Below are 18,343 nucleotides of genomic sequence, written 5' to 3' on the forward strand. Positions count from 1 at the left end.
AAGCACTTTCACTTGTTGCAATGCGTAACCCATTCGGAGCGAATCATCTCCTTCCAATCCGCCGTTAACGGTGTGTTTAATTGGAGCTTTTGGCGTACCCGCACGGCAAAGGGCTCCTGCAAATGATAGTCGGATGCGGGAACCGATTCGAAGAAGGTTAACGGATCGCCGTCATATTCAAGACTTCCATGATGTATAAGCATCACGCGATCGGCAGCAAGCACCTCATCCATGTGATGAGTGACATGTACAAGGGTCATGCCTTGGCGGTGCAGCTCATGCATGATGGCCAGCACCTGCTGTCTCCCTTGCGGATCAAGCATTGAGGTTGCTTCGTCGAATATCATAAGCTGTGGACGCATCGCCAGGATGGCCGCAATTGCGACCCGCTGTTTTTGCCCCCCTGAGAGCTGGTGGGGCATCGCATCTGCTTCACCCAGCATATGAACGGCTCGCAATGCATGCTCGGCGCGACTCTGCATGTCCTCCCGCGGCAAGCGAATATTTTCCAAACCGAACAATACTTCATCCATTACCGTCGTCGTGATGAATTGGTCTTCCGGATTCTGAAACACAACACCGATCTGCTCATGAATCCTGGCAAGCTCCTTAGGCTTTGAGGTATTCATATGATTAAACGTCACTTGACCTTCCTTCGGCAGCAGCAGTCCATCCATGAGCTTGGCAATCGTGGATTTCCCGCAGCCATTGGCTCCGACCATCGCGACGTACTCGCTCTCATGAATCGTAAAGCTCAGGTTGTCGATGATCGGACTCCCTTTTTGATAATAGTAATGTACATGCTCAAAGGTAAGCATCTATTTCCTTCCCTTCTGCTGCCTCCATGCCGTGAAGAAGCGATCTACCCCGTCTGCTGAAAAGACAGGCTCCGGTTTTTGCCATGTTGTCACCTTCGTTCCATTGATAGCGAAGATCTCGCCGGTAAGATCCTGATCGGGCTCTGTCAGCAGTCCTGCCACAAAGCGGGCAATATCATCGGGATGACCCACTTTCCAGAAATCCGGAAACGGCTCGTTGAGCCGGGCGTACTTTTCTGTCATATGCTCAATGACCGGTCTCGTCATATCCGTCAGGGCAGCAGGTGAAATGGCGTTGACCCAGATCCGATGGCACCGCAGTTCGGCAGCCAGCGTCCAAACGATGCCAAGGATTCCAGCTTTGGCCGCACTGTAATTCACCTGCCCGACCGAACCGGCCAAACCTGCAGTCGATGTCATTAGAAGGATGTCTCCGCCATGGGTTTGCATATGAGGAAGCACGCGTGAAATACAATAAAAGGCGCCATGTAAGTGCACGTCCAAAACCGATTGCCACGCATCATCCGTCATACGTTCGCATTTGTGATCTCGCAGATTGCCGGCGTTATGAATCAATACATCGATTTTGCCATATTGAGCTGCAGCCGCATCCACCATCGCCGTTACCGCTGACGAATCGGCAACATTTGCACCGTATCCGGTTGCCTCGCCGCCCGCCAGCCGGATTTCTCGTACCACTTCATCTATCAGAGCTTGCTTCGTGCCATTGACCAGAACCTGGTAACCGGATTGTCCCAGGTGAAGGGCAATGCTTCGACCAATTCCCCGAGTAGCGCCTGTAATTAAAGCTGTTTTGCTCATCAGAACTTCTCCTTCACCGAAAAAGCGCCTTGTGCGATCACCTCGCCAGGATCTGCTGTGACCGTTACGCGCACTTCTTCATCAGATACTTCAAAGTGAAAATCCACGTCCGTATCCACCAACAGCGGCTCAAGAAATTTCATATGATATGTTGTAATCCATTGCGATGGATGTTGGGTTAAATACAAGGCTTGCGCGAGCCCCATCATGTACATGCCATGCGCAATCGGCCTCTTGTATCCAGCCTGTGCTGCGGCTTCCTGTTCCAGATGAATGGGCGCTGTATCTTTAGAGACAGAAGCATAAGCTCTTACGGAGTCTGACGTGATTCGTTTCCTCATGATCTCTCACCTACCGATATGAGTACGGTTTCCGCCGTTACAATGGGTTCTCCCTCGCAAGTACAAACGAGGGTATGGGTGTATAAGGTTAATTCGCCTTGACGTCCCGTTTTTTTCTCCAGCTTCGTTAATGATAATTCGCATTCCAAGGTCATCCCGGCTGTGATTGGAGCCTCGTACGAGAACCGCTGCGTGCCGTGAATCAAGGGCCCGGTCAGGTTCAGCCAAGGAATGTCGAAGGCTTGCCAGAACAACACCGGCATCGTTGCGGGCGCAACGGGCACGCCGTTTACCATTTGCACGGGGGCTTCGATGCTTCGTGCATACTCCATGATCCATGTGTCGGTTATCTGCAATTGATGCCGGAGCTGCTTCATTCGATCGCCTCCACGAGCGCCGCAAGTCCGATGCCGCCTCCAATGCCAAGCGTGGCTAACCCCCGCTTGTATGGTTTATACTGCATTTCGGCGCATAAGCGGGTCATTAAAATGGCGCCGGACGCGCCGTATGGATGACCGATGGCCAGCGCGCCGCCGCCGAGATTTACCTTCTCCTCAGGTATTTGAAGCTCCTTCAGGGAAGCCAATACCTGCGAAGCGAAGGCTTCATTGAACTCTACGATATCCACATCGTCAATCGTCATATGCTGACGCTTTAGCAGCTTGTGTACGGCCGGAACCGGACCGATGCCTAATACATCCGGATTTACACCCACTGCTTGGGCATCGACGAATCGCAAATCCGGCTTTAACTTGAGCTCCCGGCTTTTTTCAAGGGACATCATAAGAACCAGAGCGGCTCCGTCATTTAGCGGACAAGCGTTGCCCGCGGTTACGGTTCCTTGCTCCATGAATACAGGCGACAATTTCTTCAGCTTCTCCAGACTCGTATCAGACCTTGGACATTCGTCAGTCGAAATCCACGTCCCCTGGACCTCCAGAGGCAGGATTTCCTGCAAAAACCGACCCGTTTGCTGAGCGTAAACCGCCTTTTGATGGCTTTTGAGGGAATAGAGATCCTGAGCTTCTCTGGAAATACCAAATTTCCGGGCAACATTCTCCGCCGCAACTCCCATATCCGGGTCTCCGTAGGAGCTGGGCGTGAAGTGAGCCCGCGTGTACAGCTTCGGCACCCCCGTGAACGTTTGCGGTTTGGCCATTTTCCATGGAGCGCGGCTCGTGCTTTCAACCCCGCCCGCCAGATATACTTCGCCTGCCCCGCTCTGAATGAGTCTTGCCGCCATATGTATAGCCTCCAGACCGGAACCGCATTGCCGATCCACCGTAACCCCCGGAACCGATACGGGAAGTCCCGCTTCCAAAGCAGCTACCCTGGCCGTATTGCCGCCAGGACCGACGACGTTGCCAATAATGACATCATCGATGATTTCGGGCGGTAAATCCGTTTCGGCAACCAAATGCCGAATAAGAGGAGCTAGCAACGACTCGGGTTCAAGCGTACTTAAACTGCCTCCCATTCTCCCGATCGGCGTCCGTTTTGCCATAATGATCACGGCTTCAGTCATATCATCACTCTTTTCACAGATTCTTTCATCGCATGGCGAGCTATTTTTCCGCTGCTCGTATAGATGAATTGATCTACGGTCATGAGCTGCTTCGGTGCTTTGTAGCTCGCCAGATCGTGGCGGCAGTGCTGTTTAATCTCTTCCGCCGATAAGCGCTTCTCTCCGTTCCATTGGACAAGCGCGGTCACCGCCTCACCCCAATAGTCATCCGGTACGCCGAACACCATCACTTCCTTGATTTCCGGCAGCCGCTGCAGCACTGACTCCACTTCTTCGGGAAAAACGTTCAGGCCGCCGGATATGATCATATTTTTAGCGCGACCGGCCAGCCGCAAATATCCATCCGCATCCATGGACGCATAATCTCCGAGTCTCAGCCATCCTTCCCGAAAGACAGAGGCCGTTTCATCCGGCAAATGATCATATCCTGAAAATATCATGCCGCTTCGAATGTAGAGCTGCCCGGTGGTTCCGGACGGGACCTCCTGAAAATGTTCATCGCGGATGGAAACCTCAACGCCGTTGAACGGCCTGCCTACCGAATCCGGCTTGTTGTCGGCATAAACATCCGTATAACTGATGTAGCTCGCTTCAGAGGAGCCGTAATATTCATACAGCTTGGCATCGCCAAATATTTCTTTGCATCTCATCATGGACGCTTGAGACCATTTCCCGCCGGAGCTGATCAGCGCCTGAATTCGCGTCTGCCCTGGAGACGCCTCCTGCATCATGGATTCGATCATCGTTGGAACGACAAACAAAATCAATTCCGGTACCTGCTTGCACAGCTCCAGCACCTTTCCGGCAGTGAAATGCCGAATGATATGGAAAGTCGCTCCGAAGTACAAGCTTTGCATTAAGGCAAACAACGACAGCGAGTGAACGAAGGGCCCCGGAGCCGAAAAATGCTTCATCGGGTTCAGCCGGAAGGCTTCACGCGTAGCCTCAAAGCTTTTGATCCAGGACAAGTGTGAGCGCAGGTATCCTTTGGGCATACCGGTTGTACCGGATGTAAAGCCGATAAATAATAATTCGTTGGTATCATCCATTTCGGCTTCCGGTTGAAGAGTTTCCAGCCACGGGTCATAGGAACCTTCTTCTTCATCAGAAAAGGTGAGCTGTCGGATTTCCCTAGCCTCCAGGCTCAGATTGTTAGCAAGCGCTTGGTCTGCGAAAATCATGGCGGGCTGACACTGTGCGATAACCGCATCCACTTCCGCTTTGCTCCATTTGGGATCCAAAGGGACCGGAATGCATCCGGCATAGACAGCCCCGAGCAACACTTCCACAAATTCAATGCGGTTCGCCGATAAAATAACGATCTTATCATGACCATGGACACGCTGCTCTTTTAGTCCTAAGGCGATTCTTTTGATCCTGTGAACCAGTACTGCATACGTCAGACTGCTCTTCTGATCCGTTAAAGCAATTCGCTTAGGATCATCCATCGCATGTTGAAGGATCGACGTTACCAGATTCATATCTCATCACACCTACCCTTTATTCCGCTGCTTATGCGTTTCTGATTTTGTCTTCGATCGGACTGATTGCTTTTAATTGAACGGCAATGACCGCGGCAATGATCGCTTTGATGCAGTCACCCGGCAAAAACGCGGAAGCGCCCGCAAGACCGGCCCACACGGAAGTATGCGTAATAAGCGCCATAACCGGCGCACCGATCAAACTGACAAGGAGCACTCCAAACACGATATTGATGATGAAGACCTTCCATGTTTTCATGGTTGGCCATACCTTTTCGGTTGCATATCCAATACAGAATGCAGCTACAGGCCAACTGAATATGTATCCGGCAGACGGGCCTACAAGGACGGAAAGCCCTCCGCGTCCTCCAGATAACAAAGGTAAACCTAATGCGACCAGAACGATGAATAATATCAAACTGATTCCTGCGGTTTTCTTGCCCAAAAAGCAACCTGCCAGCATAATCCCCAGCGTTTGCGCGGTAATGGGAACCGGGATAAACCCGAGGGGTATGGGTGGAATCATGCCTAACACGCCGATGAAGGCGGCGAATAATGCCGCGAATACCATTTCTTTTGTTCTCAAGTGTGCTACCTCCGTGCTTCGATCTTATTTTTACGATTAGAGTCGACACCTAATGTAGTTGCAATTATAGTCCGATGTTTCCATATTGTAAACCAATAATTTTCATTGTGGTTGACAATGTATGCAAAATTGAGCCTTTTTTGATCCTCCAGCTTATAAAGGACGCCGTGAAAATACAAAAAACCGGAAGAATCGGCATTCTTCCGGTTTGTGGTAAAGCTTATTCTCAGGCATATATTTCATAAATTGTGACATTATAACGCGTAATCGTCCATAAGGAGGGCAGCCCATGGATTTCACATGGATTTGGGATTCATTTATTTTGATTATTGCCGCAATGATCCTTCTGCGGATTGCCGGAAGGAAGTCGATTGCCCAAATGAGCGTCGTAACCACGGTGATTATCATATCGATCGGCACGACCATTGTGCAGCCCATCGCGAATCATAGCATCTATAAAGCTGTCGGATCTGCCGCTATTTTTATTGCGACTCTGCTTATTATTGAGTATTTGCAAGTCAAGTTTAACTGGTTTGAAAAGATCATGACAGGAACCTCAAAAATTGTCATAGAGAACGGGCATATTATACATGAAAATTTGCGATCTTTAAGAATGACGGTGGATCAATTGGAATTGAAGCTGCGTGAAAAAGGGATTTCCAATATCACCGACGTCAAAAACGCAACGATGGAAACCAATGGACAGCTGGGATACGAGCTCATGCATCACGCCAAGCCTGTCACCAATGGAGACTTGGAGAAATGGCTGGGACTGAAGCAAGGCGAAGATCCCAACATGCTGTTTCAGGAGGTCATTCAAAATCACAACACGGAGTCCGTTGATTCCAGATGGCAATGATTAACACGCTTTACGACCGAGTTAAAAAAACCTTCACTTATTCTCCTTCAGCGGAAGCCAGGCAAGCACGTCCTGAATTTTGGCATCCCAATAGCCCCATTCATGGCTTCCTGGCCCTTCCTCATACGTATAGTCGAGATTTGTTTGTTTACATGCATTTCTAAATTGCACATTGTCGTCATATAGAAAGTCCTCGGTTCCGCAGCACTGATACAGCATCGGCTTTGGCCCCTCCGTCTGGCCAATCTGCTCCAGCAGCCAGAATAGGTCGTCTTCCTTATTTTTCCTGGGATTATCTCCATAAATCAGCCTGTAATCCGGATGCCCGGCTGGATCCTCAAGAGGTTTCAAGCCATTCATGGCCCCCGATAAGGAAGCGGCAGCCGCGAAGCATTCCGGTTTGCGCAGTGCCAGCTTCATCGCCCCATAGCCTCCCATCGAGAGCCCGGCCACGAAATTATCCTCTCTGTCCGCCGACAGCGGAAAGAAAGACCTCGCGATGGCGGGCAGTTCTTCACTGATAAATGTCCAATACCGGTTTCCGTAAGCCATGTCGGTATAAAAGCTGCGATGCACTTGAGGCATGACGACAGCGAGTCCCGTGGCGGCTACATAACGTTCGATCGACGTTCTGCGAAGCCAGATCGAATCATCGTCCGACAAGCCATGCAGCAAATAGAGCGTCGGATGCTTACCTTCGAGCTTATTGTTCTGCATACCGATTTGATGCTGCGTTTGCTGTGGTAAAATGACGGTCATCGTCGTGCTGAGCTGAAGCACATCCGAAAAAAAGTGGCATTGAATGAGTGCCATGACGAACAATCACCTCTCCATGATTAGGATTGAAAGAACGTAAAAACAGTTTCAGAATTTCTGGAGATAGCAGGAATTCTATTCCATTCTATTCTACCTTTTCATCGATAAAAATTCATTATGCAGATCGGATTTAATTTAATGAACAACAGTAAAAAACCACCCAGCCCATTGGGAAAATCCCATGGAGTCTGGATGGTTTATCCGTTCAAATCTATTCCTCGTAAATTTTGGTCAGCATTTGACCCAGCTCCTGCAAAGCCTGCTGCTCCTGCTCGCCGTCCGTTTCAAGTCTAATTTCGTCACCGGCCGAAATACCCAGTGTCAACAGCCCAAGAGAGCTTTTTCCGTTAGCTTTTTTCTCGCCTTTGAACAAGGTGACTTTGCACGGAAACATGTTGGCTTTCTCCACGAAAAGCTTGGAGGGACGGGCGTGAAATCCTTGCGGATGAATAACTGTAAATGTTTGGTTTACCATGACTTATGCTTCACTCCTAAGTTGTTGATTTACAAAATCGAGGACCTCTTGCTGAGTGCTCATACCCAGCGCTTTCTCGGCCAGTACGGACCATTCCTGCTTCGACAATCGCGATACCAGTTCCCGAGCCGGAAGTATGGAGGATGCGCTCATGCTGAACTCATGCAGTCCAAGCCCGAGCAGCAGCGGAATGGCTGCCGAATCCCCGGCCATCTCGCCGCACATTCCTGCCCACTTCCCGTGACGTTCGGCTGCCTGAATGACAAGCTGCACCAGACGAAGAATCGAAGGATGATGCGGCTGGTACAAATAAGCGACGGATTCATTCATGCGGTCAGCCGCCATCGTGTATTGGATCAGATCGTTGGTGCCGATGCTGAAGAAATCCACTTCCTTGGCCAAAATATCGGCTGCAAGCGCCGCGGCTGGAATTTCGATCATGATGCCGACTTCAAGCTGATCCGATACGGCAATTCCCTCCTGATCCAGCCGCGTACGTTCTTCAGCCAAGATCCGCTTGGCTTCCTTAAGCTCGTTCAATACCGCGATCATCGGGAACATGATGGCCAGTTTGCCATGCACGCTTGCCCGGAGCAGCGCTCTCAGCTGGGTACGGAACAGGTCTTCGCGGTCGAGACACAGACGAATGGCCCGAAGGCCCAGGAACGGGTTCATTTCCTTCGGCAGCTGTAAATACGACAGCTCCTTGTCTCCGCCGATATCCAGCGTACGGATGACGACGCGTTTGCCGTTCATTTTTTCCAGTACATGCTTGTATACGGAGTACTGTTCTTCCTCCGAAGGAAAACTGGCGCGTCCCATGTACAAAAATTCCGTACGGAACAAGCCGATGGCGTCGGCTCCATTGGACAGCACCTTTTCCAGATCATCAATGCCCCCGATATTGCTTGCGAGCTCTACTGAAGCACCGTCGGCAGTAACGGATGGCTGATCGACGTAGCTGCGCATCAGGATTTTATAATCTTCATATGCCTGTTTGCGTGCCTTATATTCCTCAAGCTGTTCATTCGACGGATTCACGATGACTGTTCCCTCATTGGCATCGAGAATGACGATATCTCCGGTGCGAATGTCCGACGCTTCAGATCCCGTACCTACAACTGCAGCCAGCTCCAGTGAGCGGGCCATGATGGCGGAATGGGAGGTTCGGCTGCCGATTTCCGTGACGAAACCACGCACGAATTCCAGGTTTAATTGGGCCGTATCCGAAGGCGTCAGGTCTTTGGCGACCAAAATGGTTTCTTCGCTCAGCTCGGAGAGCGCGCTATGTTCCCGTCCTTCCAGCTTGCTGATCACCCGTCCGGTAATGTCCTTGACGTCCGCTGCACGCTCGCGCAGCAGCTCATTGTCCATGGAACGCAAAGCCTCCATGATACCGGAAGCCACTTCATGCAAAGCATATTCTGCGTTAACGCCCTCGCTGTCTATCTGCTCCATCGCCGCATCAATCAAGTCCGGGTCATCCAGAAGAAATAGATGGGCTTCGAAGATTTCCGCCTTTTGCGGTCCGATCCGCTCCAGCGTCTGCTGCCGGATCTGGTCGATATCGGTCTTCGCCGATTCGACGGCTTTCATGAAACGCTTTTTTTCGGCTGCGCTGTCTTCAACCGCTTTCCGCTCTGGTACGGATTCATCCGGCGCAAGCCGGAAAGCCTTGGCTATGGCAATGCCCGGAGAAGCAGGCACGCCTGTCAGCATATGGCTCATTCCAATACCTCCTTATTATTACGATTCATTCCGATTCGAATGATCTTTTGTATTCATGTGACCGTACCTCATTGCTCATAAGCAGCCATTACCTGCTGAGTCAGCACATGATCAGCATCCAGACCACTCACTTCGGCAAAAGCATCGCGAACACCTTTTTCCGCAATCATGCTCTGCAGCTTCACGGCTTCCGGATCCTCTGCATAATCGAAATGCAGGGCAAGCGCCATCACCTTGGTCAGGTGTTCTGCACTTCCCCCCTGCTCCAATACCCGAAGAGCTGGCCGGATGAGACGGTCGTCAGGCGAAAGCTTGCGAATCGGCGAGCGTCCAACCCGGACGACCTCATCGCTCAGATAAGGGTTGCGGAATCGGTCCATGATTTTATGAATATAGGCTTCATGCTCCGACGCATTGAACCCGTAAGCCCGTACCAGCATGCTCCCGGTTTCCTGCAAGGCTCCGTTCACCAGATGGACCACTTCCTCATCCTTCATCGCTTCCTGGATCGTTGCATATCCCTTATGATAGCCGGCATAGGCTGCGCTGCAATGACCTGTATTTACGGTGAAGAGCTTGCGCTCGATATAAGGAATCAAATCATCCACGTAATGAACTCCGCTGATTTCCTTCGAACCCGGGAACATTTGCGACCGGTTGATCACCCATTCGTAGAAACGTTCCACGGTAACGGCGAGCGGATCTTCATGATGCTGCAGTGGGACAATACGATCCACCGCGGAATCCGGAAAAGCAACGAGAGAAGCCGCCTTCTGCTGTTCCTCGGGTGACAGAAGAGCCAAAACATGCTCTTTTAACTGCGTACTTGCTCCAATCGCATTTTCACAGGCAATGATATGGAGCGCGGATCCTCCGCGTTCCATCCGCAGCTTGATGCCCTCTGCGATGCCTGCCGCAATATGCTTCAAGATTGGAACGCCGACCGCGGTCGTAACCAAGTCAGCCGATGCCACCTCTTCAGCAACCGCTGCGGCATTCCGGCCATCAATGGCGCGAACTCCATGCACCGCGATGCTTTCCCCGCTTTCATCCGCGATCGTAACTTCATAAGAACCGCGTTCTTGAAGCGCCTGGACCAGAGACTCGTTGACGTCGGAGAATACCACTTCGTATCCCGACTGTGACAGCAGCAGACCGATGAAACCTCTGCCGATATTCCCTGCGCCGAAATGAAGTGCCTTCATTCTTCCATCCCGCTTTCAAAGATATTCAGAATTTCTTCTGCCGATTTCGCGGTACGAATGCTCTCCATGCTGTCCTCATCCGAGCACACCATGGCGACGCTGGTCAGAATTTCCATATGCTCGCCATTCTGGGCTGCAATACCGACAACAAGCACTGCCGGCTCGTCTCCGCCAAAATCCACGCCACCCGGAATCTGCAGGACGGCAAGCCCTGTGGACTTGATCATCCCTTTGGCTTCATTAGTGCCGTGCGGAATGGCGAGTCCGGAGCCCATGTAGGTGGAAAGGGCATTCTCACGTTCAATCATTTTTTCGATGTAATCCTGATCCACATGCCCCGCGTCAACCAGCATTTGACCGGCCATGCGAATGGCTTCGAATTTGTCGTTTACTTTTACGTTCAACCGAATTTGATCTGCGGATAAAATGCTCATAGATGATCACTCTCTCTCCAGTTTGTTTTCTAAGTATGCGCGAAGATGTATCGACATCAGTTCCCTGATCCGCTGCTCCCTGCCCTCCGCGAGGGCTTCGATCATATCGCTGTCCAGCAGAGTCGCGCTGATTTCACTCAGCACTTCCAGGCTCTCCCGAGACAGCTGCCTCGGAGCAAGCATTAACAGAAAGCGCGATAAATTAATCGTTCCTGCATCGTCCATCTTCACTTTGTCATTTAACTCAAACAGCATTAAAACAGGTTTCTTCACGGCGCCGGTCCGGGTATGAAAAAGGGCCAGCTCCGTGCCGGGGATCAGCTGCGTCCCGTTCTGTTCGCGTTCCATGAGCAGCATCGCGACGGCATCCGGATCGGATATGACATGACTGAGCTGCGGATGAGTGCAAGCAGCCTGCAGCCAGCCTTCGAGGCCTGGCAATCCTTCAACCCGCAGCGGAAGCACCCGGAATGATTCCAGCAGTTCAATGCTCTGCTGTACGGCTCGGTTCAGGGAACGCAGGTCTTCCATATGGAGTATGCCGGCCGCTTCACTATGGCCGGCAGGCTCGCCTTCTGCTTTGGGGTTGAAATCGTCAAGTCCGGGCAGCTGTTTTTTTTTTGCTATGATCATGTCCGGTGTCTGCGAAAGATCGCGTTTGCGGATAAAATCGCGAAGCTGATCCGCTTCCACCGGGGTAAGCAATGGGCTTAATTTCAAATACAGTTCTTCAGGCAGCGGCAAATCCACGGTGCTGATGATCAGATCGTAATCGTGTCTCGGGATCCTGGTGACTTCATACCAAGAAGCCTGTGCCACGATCGTCAACTGAGGAAATTCCTTGCGCAGTCTTGCCGCAAGCATTTGGGATGAACCAATGCCGCTCGTGCACACCACCACAACCCGTAAATTCTCGTGAATTTGCCCGGTCCGTTCCCTTGAAGCTCCGAAATGCATGACCAGAAAAGCGATTTCCTCATCCGGGATGTCGATCGAAGGAAAAACCGCATCCGCCGCCTGGCGAACCAGGCCAAACAATTCGGCGTAATCTTTGCGGATCGTTTCCAGCAGCGGATTACGGATTCGCTGACCGGTAATGATTCGCTCCACGGCCGCTTTCAAATGGACAAACAATCCGTCCCGAAGGGAACGGTCTGACGTGTAGTCGGTAGCATCAAGCTCGCCCATTTTGCGAATGAGCGATCGCACGGTTCCCGCCAGTTCCAAATCGTCGGCAGGTATTGCTTCATTCGAATAAGCATAGGCTCTTTCCAGTAATTCCGCGGTATACTTCACTTCGGCCGTTGAGTAATTCAGATTCAGTGCATCGCTGAGCCGCTCGCAAAGGGCAGTTACCGATTCCTGTTTCACGTTTGATTCATGATCGCCGCCGGACCGATCGAATCGACGTAAATTGGCGAGCCGGTCAGACTCCGCTTCGCTGACTTCGGATCCTGAACGGATGCGGGCAGCCGCGATGGAAAGGCGGATCAGCAAATCGGTATAGGCTTCTTCACTGAACGAAACCTCCTGATGATGCTCCTCCCACTTCCACAGAATCTCCTCAATGACGGTGATGAAGTCGACTCCTGCCATGGCGGCGATACGGGCATCCACCGGATGGAGTGGCCTACGGTCTGCCCCGGCGATTAGAGACAAGTCATCCAGCCGAAAATGCACGAGATTGCGTATCGCCTCACGGGTCAGTGGCTCAGGTCCGGTAATATCCACTCCGTACCCCCGCCTCCGAATAAGCAGCAGTCCCTGCTTGCCGATCCAATCCGTCAAATCATCCAGATCTGCGCCAACCGTCGGTACGGTTACCTTCATTTCATGCGCCAAAGAAAATAACTTCACCGGTTCACGGGATGCCAGCAGCCTGCTAAGCAGATAAATCTGCCGTTCATCCGGCGAATACTCTACATCGGCCGGGATGAGAAGCTCTGTCCGGATCTTCTCGATCTCTTCAAGCTTGCCTTCTACACTCAGACCTGAACCGGCCTTCCGGTGTAAGGTAATCCCTTGCCGATGCAGGTAACTTTCTACCGCATCCAGTTCCCTGTGTACCGTCCGCGGGCTGACACGGATGCTGCGGGCGATTTCCGCAACCGTGGTTTCAAAGGGGCTGCGGAGAAGCAAAACCAGGATCTGTCTCATGCGGTGCGTCAATTCCATCGCTTCATGCCTCCAAAAACGGCCGCAAAAGGCGCTTGGATGCCAGCAATTCTGCCCGCATCCATTCGCCTAAAGCGTTTATAAGTTTATTTCAGCCGCTCGACAAGCGTGTCATATTCCGGACTCTTCAAGAAGTTGTCGATGGAAATATGTTCAGCTTGCGGCGCCACCCCACGGGCACGATCCGTCAGTGTTTTATGTGTTACCACAATATCTGCATCAGACGGAATGTCGCTGATCGCCGTGTTGGTGACTTCGATTGGCGAGCCTGCTGCTTTCATTTTCTTGCGCAAAATGGAAGCCCCCATTGCGCTCGAGCCCATGCCTGCATCACAGGCAAAGACAATTTTATGAACTTCATCCTTGCTTTTGTGCTCTGCGGCGGACACCGCTTCCGCGGATGCGGTTGCTTCCTTGGCACCTTCAGCCGCAGCGGCTGCTGCTGTCGAAGGAGTACCGGCGGCTTTCATGTCTTTCATCCGCTTCGTTGCTTCTTCCAGATCATCCTGATCCTCTTCCGACTTCTTGCTGGTTTTGAGCAGAAGAGCGGCAACCACAAAGGATACGATGGCTGCGGTGATGACTCCGCTCAGCACCGGCAGAATTTCACCACGCGGTGCCATCGCCAGATACGCGATGATGCTTCCTGGAGACGGAGGACCTACAAGACCTGCGTTGAACAGGGAGAACGTGAATGTTCCTGTCACGCCGCCTGCCATTGCCGCGAGGATAAGGCGCGGGTTCATCAGAATGTACGGGAAGTAAATTTCATGAATCCCGCCAAAGAAATGAATGATCGCAGCACCCGGAGCCGATTGACGGGCAGAACCGCGGCCCACGATCATGTAGGCGAGCAGAATGCCGAGTCCGGGTCCCGGATTCGATTCGAGCATGAACAGGATCGATTTGCCTGCTTGCTGCGCCTGTTCAATAGCGATCGGGCTCAGTACGCCATGGTTAATGGCGTTGTTCAGGAACAACACCTTCGCCGGTTCGATCAAAATATTGACCAGCGGAATCAGGTGATGATGAACGAGAAACTCAACGCCGGAAGAAAGAACGTTCGTGACGGCTTCAATAATGCGTCCCACGATCGAGTAAGCGATCATGACGAGCGCTCCACCGATGATTCCTAGCGAGAAGTTGTTGACAAGCATTTCAAAGCCGGATTTGATTTTGCCTTCAACAGATTTGTCAAACTGCTTGAGCACCCATGCTGCACCAGGTCCGACAGCCATGGCGCCGAGGAACATCGGAATGTCGGTTCCGATAATGACGCCCATCGTGACGAGCGCCCCAATAACGCCGCCGCGCTGCTTATGGACCATCGTGCCGCCGGTATAACCGATTAACAGCGGAAGCAGATACTTGATCATTGGGTCGACAAGCTTGGCGAAGTATTCGTTAGGATACCAGCCGGTCGGAATGAAGAGTGCGGTAATTAAGCCCCATGCGATGAACGCTCCGATATTCGGCATGACCATGCCGCTCAGGAAACGCCCGAATTTTTGAACTCCAACCCGTACGGAACCGGATGCAGAGGAAGAACTGGTTTGGGCCACGAGGATAACCTCCTTGTATTCTTGTGTCGAACGCAAAATTCAATATGCCGTTCGTCCTATAAATATCGTAGCGGACATCAACCGAACGCTCAACAAAATGAAAACGCTATATTGTCAGTAACCCTCCTGACAAGAGTTTATTAATCCCCGCCAAACACCTCTATTCCCAACCATTCTGTGCAAGCGCACAACTCGTGAGAATGATTGTGCAATTGTGAAATACCATTCGAAGGAATGTCATTTTATGTCGATTTCACTCGAACAACACGGGTTCACGCCGTCCAAATGACATGGTTTAGGGATAGCTTTTCCCATTGCACGTCCTTGATTCAATCGCATTGATAAAATCGGAAATGAACCTTTATCCTTGTCCGAATTTATGCCGACATAAAACATATTATGTTAACTGTCATTCCATAAAATAACATTTATCCAGCGTGCATCCACAAAGACCGACGGGATTCAATAGATGTTTTCTTGCGAAAAACATGGCCCTTTATTCGAATCTTGATAAATAAAAAAATCCGCGGTAACCGCGGATTTTTAACGTCATTCTCCCGTTTGGCAGGGACTATTTTTCATCCCAATGCTATTCGCAGATCATATGCTGTTATGTCCAGATCGAGTGGAATGTCGAGAGCCATCTTCGCCAACTGACTTCCAATAAAAGGGCCCATCGTCAATCCGGAAGCGCCCAGTCCATTTGCCGCTATAAGTCCTTCCCAGTCCGGAAATCTTCCCATCACCGGAAGAAACCCGGGAGTAAACGGACGAAAGCCTACCCGTACCTCCTCAAAAGTACTGTTTTCCAGACCCGGTGCTAATGATAACCCTTTATTCAGAATTTCCTGCATTCCGCCTGGGGTTATTCTCGTGTCGTAGTCCTTTAAATCGTTCTCATGCGTCGCTCCGATCACGATCTTCTGATGCTCAAAAGAAAGCAGATATTGGTCCGTAGGCGGAATGACAACCGGCCAGGTTCCGGAGTTTTGCCCATCTGCAATCCGCAAATGCATGATTTGCGCTTTTTGAAAATGAACCTTGAAATCGATTCCCAGCGGATGCAGCAGCTGATTTGCCCAAGCTCCCGCACACACAATGACTTCGTCTGATATGTAGGTGTGAGATTCGACTTCAACTCCGGTTACACGGTTGTTCTGAAATTGGAGCTCAGCATGGCCGTTAATCATCTTGGCACCGTTTCGTTGTGCGGACCGGATCAGTGCATCACGCAGCGCACGACCATCGATTCGCGCAGCTCCGCTAATATGAACAGACTGATACCCTTCTGCAAGCAAAGGAAAAAGCTCCCGGGTTTCGTGTTCATCAAGCCGGGTTATATCGCCGATTTCGGGTGCATCCGCTTTTCTAACTAGAGCCCGCTCCTCCATCTTTCTGACCTTTTCTGCATCCTCGTGGATGCTGAGAGCGCCTACCTGCGCATAACCTGTTTCGGTTTCACCTTCATTGATAAGCTCCTCAATCAAGCCCGGGTAAAAACGCGCACCGGCTTTTGCCAGCTGGTACCAAGCCTGATTCCGGCGCTGCGATAGCCATGGACAGATGATGCCCGCAGCGGCATCAGTGGCTTGACCATGATCCTTGCGGTCTATGATCAGGACGTCGGCGCCCTTTTTGGCTAATTGATACGCCGTTGATGCTCCTAGAATTCCAGCTCCGATGACAATAACCTTTTTCATGATGACATCCCTTCCTCCAAATCCCTCTATTCATTATAACGAATACGTAATGAAAGTATAATATGAACCCCTGAAACTACCTGCCCATATATGAACCAAGGAATGCGCATCTAGCAAACGCCTCCTCCGTCCCATGCTTGATTCAGAAAATGAAAAAGCCGCGTTTCCGCGGCTTTTAAATGGATATGTTAATGCAAAATCGACAGCCTTTTAAAATACCTTCGTCGTCCATGATTCGCAGTTCCAAACATCCGTTGCGATGTCGTTATAAAACTCCGGTTCGTGAGAAATCATCAGAATGCTGCCTTTGTATGCTTTTAACGCGCGCTTCAGTTCGTCTTTCGCGTCGACATCCAAGTGGTTCGTCGGTTCGTCAAGAACAAGCAGATTGGTTTCCCGGTTAATCAGCTTGCACAAACGCACTTTGGCTTTTTCTCCGCCGCTCAATACGGCAATTTTGCTCTCGATATGCTTGGTTGTGAGTCCGCATTTGGCCAACGCGGCGCGTACTTCAAACTGGGAATAGGAAGGGAAGGTTTCCCAGATTTCTTCAATACAGGTGTTGTAATTCCCCTCTTTCATTTCCTGCTCGAAATATCCGATTTCCAGGTTGTAGCCCAGTTCGACCGAACCGGACAGAGCGCGGATTTCGCCCAAAATGCTGCGCAGCAGCGTTGTTTTGCCGATGCCGTTCGCCCCGACGAGCGCCACCTTTTGTCCGCGTTCCATCTGCAGATCCAGCGGTCTGGAAAGCGGGCTGTCATAGCCGATGACGAGATCCTTGGTCTCAAAAATCATTTTGCCGGAAGCTTTGGCTTCCTTGAAGTTAAATTGCGGCTTCGGCTTTTCCTTCGCCAGTTCGATGACGTCCATTTTATCGAGCTTCTTCTGTCTGGACATCGCCATATTGCGTGTAGCCACGCTGGCTTTATTGCGCGCAACGAAATCCTTCAAATCGGCGATTTCTTGCTGCTGACGGTTATAAGCCGATTCCAGCTGCTGCTTTCTCATCTCATACACCTGCTGGAACTGATCATAATCGCCGACGTAGCGGGTCAGCTTTTGATTTTCCATATGATAGATCAGATTGATGACGCTGTTCAGGAAAGGAATGTCGTGCGAGATCAGGATAAACGCATTTTCATATTCCTGTAAATAACGCTTCAGCCACTCGATATGCTGTTCATCCAGATAGTTGGTGGGCTCATCCAGCAGCAAAATATCCGGTTTCTCCAGCAGCAGCTTGGCCAGCAAAATTTTCGTGCGTTGACCGCCGCTCAGGTCGTTCACGTCGCGGTCCAAACCAATGTCGGTAATTCCCAGACCGCGCGCCGTTTCCTGAATTTTGGCATCGATCATGTAAAAATCCTGGCTCGTCAGCGTGTCTTGAATGGTGCCGACTTCCTCCAGCAGCTTATCGAGCTCTTCCGGGGAAACCTCCCCCATTTTGTTGTACATGTCGTTCATTTCCTGCTCAAGATCGAACAAATATTGAAACGCGCTCCGCAGCACGTCTTGAATCGTCATGCCCTTCGTCAAAACCGCATGCTGGTCGAGGTAACCTACGCGTACCCGTTTCGACCATTCCACTTTTCCTTCATCGGGCTGCAGCTTGTTCGTAACGATGTTCATGAAAGTCGATTTGCCTTCGCCGTTGGCACCGATCAATCCGATATGTTCGCCTTTCAGAAGCCGGAAAGAAACATCTTTGAATATGGCGCGATCTCCAAAACCATGACTTAAACCTTCAACATTTAATATGCTCATCGATAGACACCTTTTTCTTATTTAATCGATCTATTATAAGCATGATAAA

17 protein-coding genes are annotated in these 18,343 nt (G+C 51.0%); 1 reads left to right on the top strand and 16 read right to left on the bottom strand.

Going from position 1 to position 18,343, the window contains the following annotated elements; translation table 11 throughout:
- Window positions 1-8: 8 nt before the first annotated feature.
- From PCH05_RS17890 to PCH05_RS17920, 7 genes are read right to left on the bottom strand one after another with little or no spacing between them, the layout of a single operon-like run.
- The gene (locus PCH05_RS17890) at window positions 9-818 is read right to left on the bottom strand and encodes an ATP-binding cassette domain-containing protein (protein ID WP_127604327.1); all 810 of its coding nucleotides are present in this window, start codon (window positions 816-818) and stop codon (window positions 9-11) included.
- A complete protein-coding gene (locus PCH05_RS17895; RefSeq protein WP_127604329.1) occupies window positions 819-1,640 on the bottom strand; it encodes an SDR family NAD(P)-dependent oxidoreductase in 822 nt (273 codons plus the stop codon). It abuts the gene before it with no gap.
- On the bottom strand, window positions 1,640-1,981 hold the full coding sequence (locus PCH05_RS17900; RefSeq protein ID WP_127604332.1) for a MaoC family dehydratase: 342 nt from the start codon (window positions 1,979-1,981) through the stop codon (window positions 1,640-1,642). Before PCH05_RS17900 ends, PCH05_RS17895 begins: the two co-directional genes overlap by 1 nt.
- Window positions 1,978-2,358 carry an FAS1-like dehydratase domain-containing protein gene (locus tag PCH05_RS17905; RefSeq protein WP_127604334.1) on the bottom strand — a complete coding sequence of 127 codons (381 nt, stop codon included), beginning with the start codon at window positions 2,356-2,358 and terminating at the stop codon, window positions 1,978-1,980. Before PCH05_RS17905 ends, PCH05_RS17900 begins: the two co-directional genes overlap by 4 nt.
- Window positions 2,355-3,506 (bottom strand): thiolase family protein, encoded by a 1,152-nt coding sequence (locus PCH05_RS17910; protein ID WP_127604336.1) that lies wholly within the window; start codon window positions 3,504-3,506, stop codon window positions 2,355-2,357. The genes PCH05_RS17905 and PCH05_RS17910 overlap by 4 nt, the downstream gene beginning before the upstream one ends.
- Window positions 3,503-4,987, bottom strand: a complete 1,485-nt coding sequence (locus PCH05_RS17915; protein WP_127604338.1) for an AMP-binding protein — start codon at window positions 4,985-4,987, stop codon at window positions 3,503-3,505. The genes PCH05_RS17910 and PCH05_RS17915 overlap by 4 nt, the downstream gene beginning before the upstream one ends.
- Before the next feature lie 31 nt (window positions 4,988-5,018).
- Window positions 5,019-5,573, bottom strand: coding sequence for a biotin transporter BioY (locus PCH05_RS17920; RefSeq protein ID WP_127604340.1), 555 nt, complete (start codon window positions 5,571-5,573; stop codon window positions 5,019-5,021).
- Window positions 5,574-5,862: 289 nt separating this feature from the next.
- On the opposite strand from PCH05_RS17920, the gene PCH05_RS17925 reads away from it, so the two are divergent.
- A complete protein-coding gene (locus PCH05_RS17925; RefSeq protein ID WP_127604342.1) occupies window positions 5,863-6,432 on the top strand; it encodes a DUF421 domain-containing protein in 570 nt (189 codons plus the stop codon).
- 33 nt (window positions 6,433-6,465) lie between these two features.
- Here PCH05_RS17925 and PCH05_RS17930 read toward each other — a convergent pair whose 3' ends face one another.
- The 9 genes from PCH05_RS17930 to PCH05_RS17970 form a co-directional block, all read right to left on the bottom strand.
- Window positions 6,466-7,245: an alpha/beta hydrolase gene (locus tag PCH05_RS17930; protein WP_127604344.1), complete on the bottom strand. Its 780-nt coding sequence runs from the start codon at window positions 7,243-7,245 to the stop codon at window positions 6,466-6,468.
- 214 nt (window positions 7,246-7,459) lie between these two features.
- The gene (locus PCH05_RS17935; RefSeq protein WP_127604346.1) at window positions 7,460-7,723 is read right to left on the bottom strand and encodes an HPr family phosphocarrier protein; all 264 of its coding nucleotides are present in this window, start codon (window positions 7,721-7,723) and stop codon (window positions 7,460-7,462) included.
- Window positions 7,724-7,726: 3 nt separating this feature from the next.
- Window positions 7,727-9,451: a phosphoenolpyruvate--protein phosphotransferase gene (ptsP, locus tag PCH05_RS17940; protein ID WP_127604348.1), complete on the bottom strand. Its 1,725-nt coding sequence runs from the start codon at window positions 9,449-9,451 to the stop codon at window positions 7,727-7,729.
- 68 nt (window positions 9,452-9,519) lie between these two features.
- A complete protein-coding gene (locus PCH05_RS17945; RefSeq protein WP_127604350.1) occupies window positions 9,520-10,656 on the bottom strand; it encodes a mannitol-1-phosphate 5-dehydrogenase in 1,137 nt (378 codons plus the stop codon).
- Window positions 10,653-11,090 carry a PTS mannitol transporter subunit IIA gene (locus tag PCH05_RS17950; protein ID WP_127604352.1) on the bottom strand — a complete coding sequence of 146 codons (438 nt, stop codon included), beginning with the start codon at window positions 11,088-11,090 and terminating at the stop codon, window positions 10,653-10,655. Before PCH05_RS17950 ends, PCH05_RS17945 begins: the two co-directional genes overlap by 4 nt.
- Before the next feature lie 6 nt (window positions 11,091-11,096).
- The gene (locus PCH05_RS17955; RefSeq protein WP_127604354.1) at window positions 11,097-13,265 is read right to left on the bottom strand and encodes a BglG family transcription antiterminator; all 2,169 of its coding nucleotides are present in this window, start codon (window positions 13,263-13,265) and stop codon (window positions 11,097-11,099) included.
- An 86-nt stretch (window positions 13,266-13,351) separates the two neighbouring features.
- Entirely contained in the window at window positions 13,352-14,833 is a 1,482-nt protein-coding gene (locus PCH05_RS17960; protein ID WP_164766707.1) for a PTS mannitol transporter subunit IIBC, read from the bottom strand.
- Between the two features lie 572 nt (window positions 14,834-15,405).
- Window positions 15,406-16,527 carry an NAD(P)/FAD-dependent oxidoreductase gene (locus PCH05_RS17965; RefSeq protein ID WP_127604358.1) on the bottom strand — a complete coding sequence of 374 codons (1,122 nt, stop codon included), beginning with the start codon at window positions 16,525-16,527 and terminating at the stop codon, window positions 15,406-15,408.
- 210 nt (window positions 16,528-16,737) lie between these two features.
- A complete protein-coding gene (locus tag PCH05_RS17970) occupies window positions 16,738-18,294 on the bottom strand; it encodes an ABC-F family ATP-binding cassette domain-containing protein (protein ID WP_127604360.1) in 1,557 nt (518 codons plus the stop codon).
- Window positions 18,295-18,343: the final 49 nt, after the last annotated feature.

The organism is Paenibacillus chibensis (assembly GCF_004001045.1).
GTDB classification, from domain to species: domain Bacteria; phylum Bacillota; class Bacilli; order Paenibacillales; family Paenibacillaceae; genus Paenibacillus_AQ; species Paenibacillus_AQ chibensis.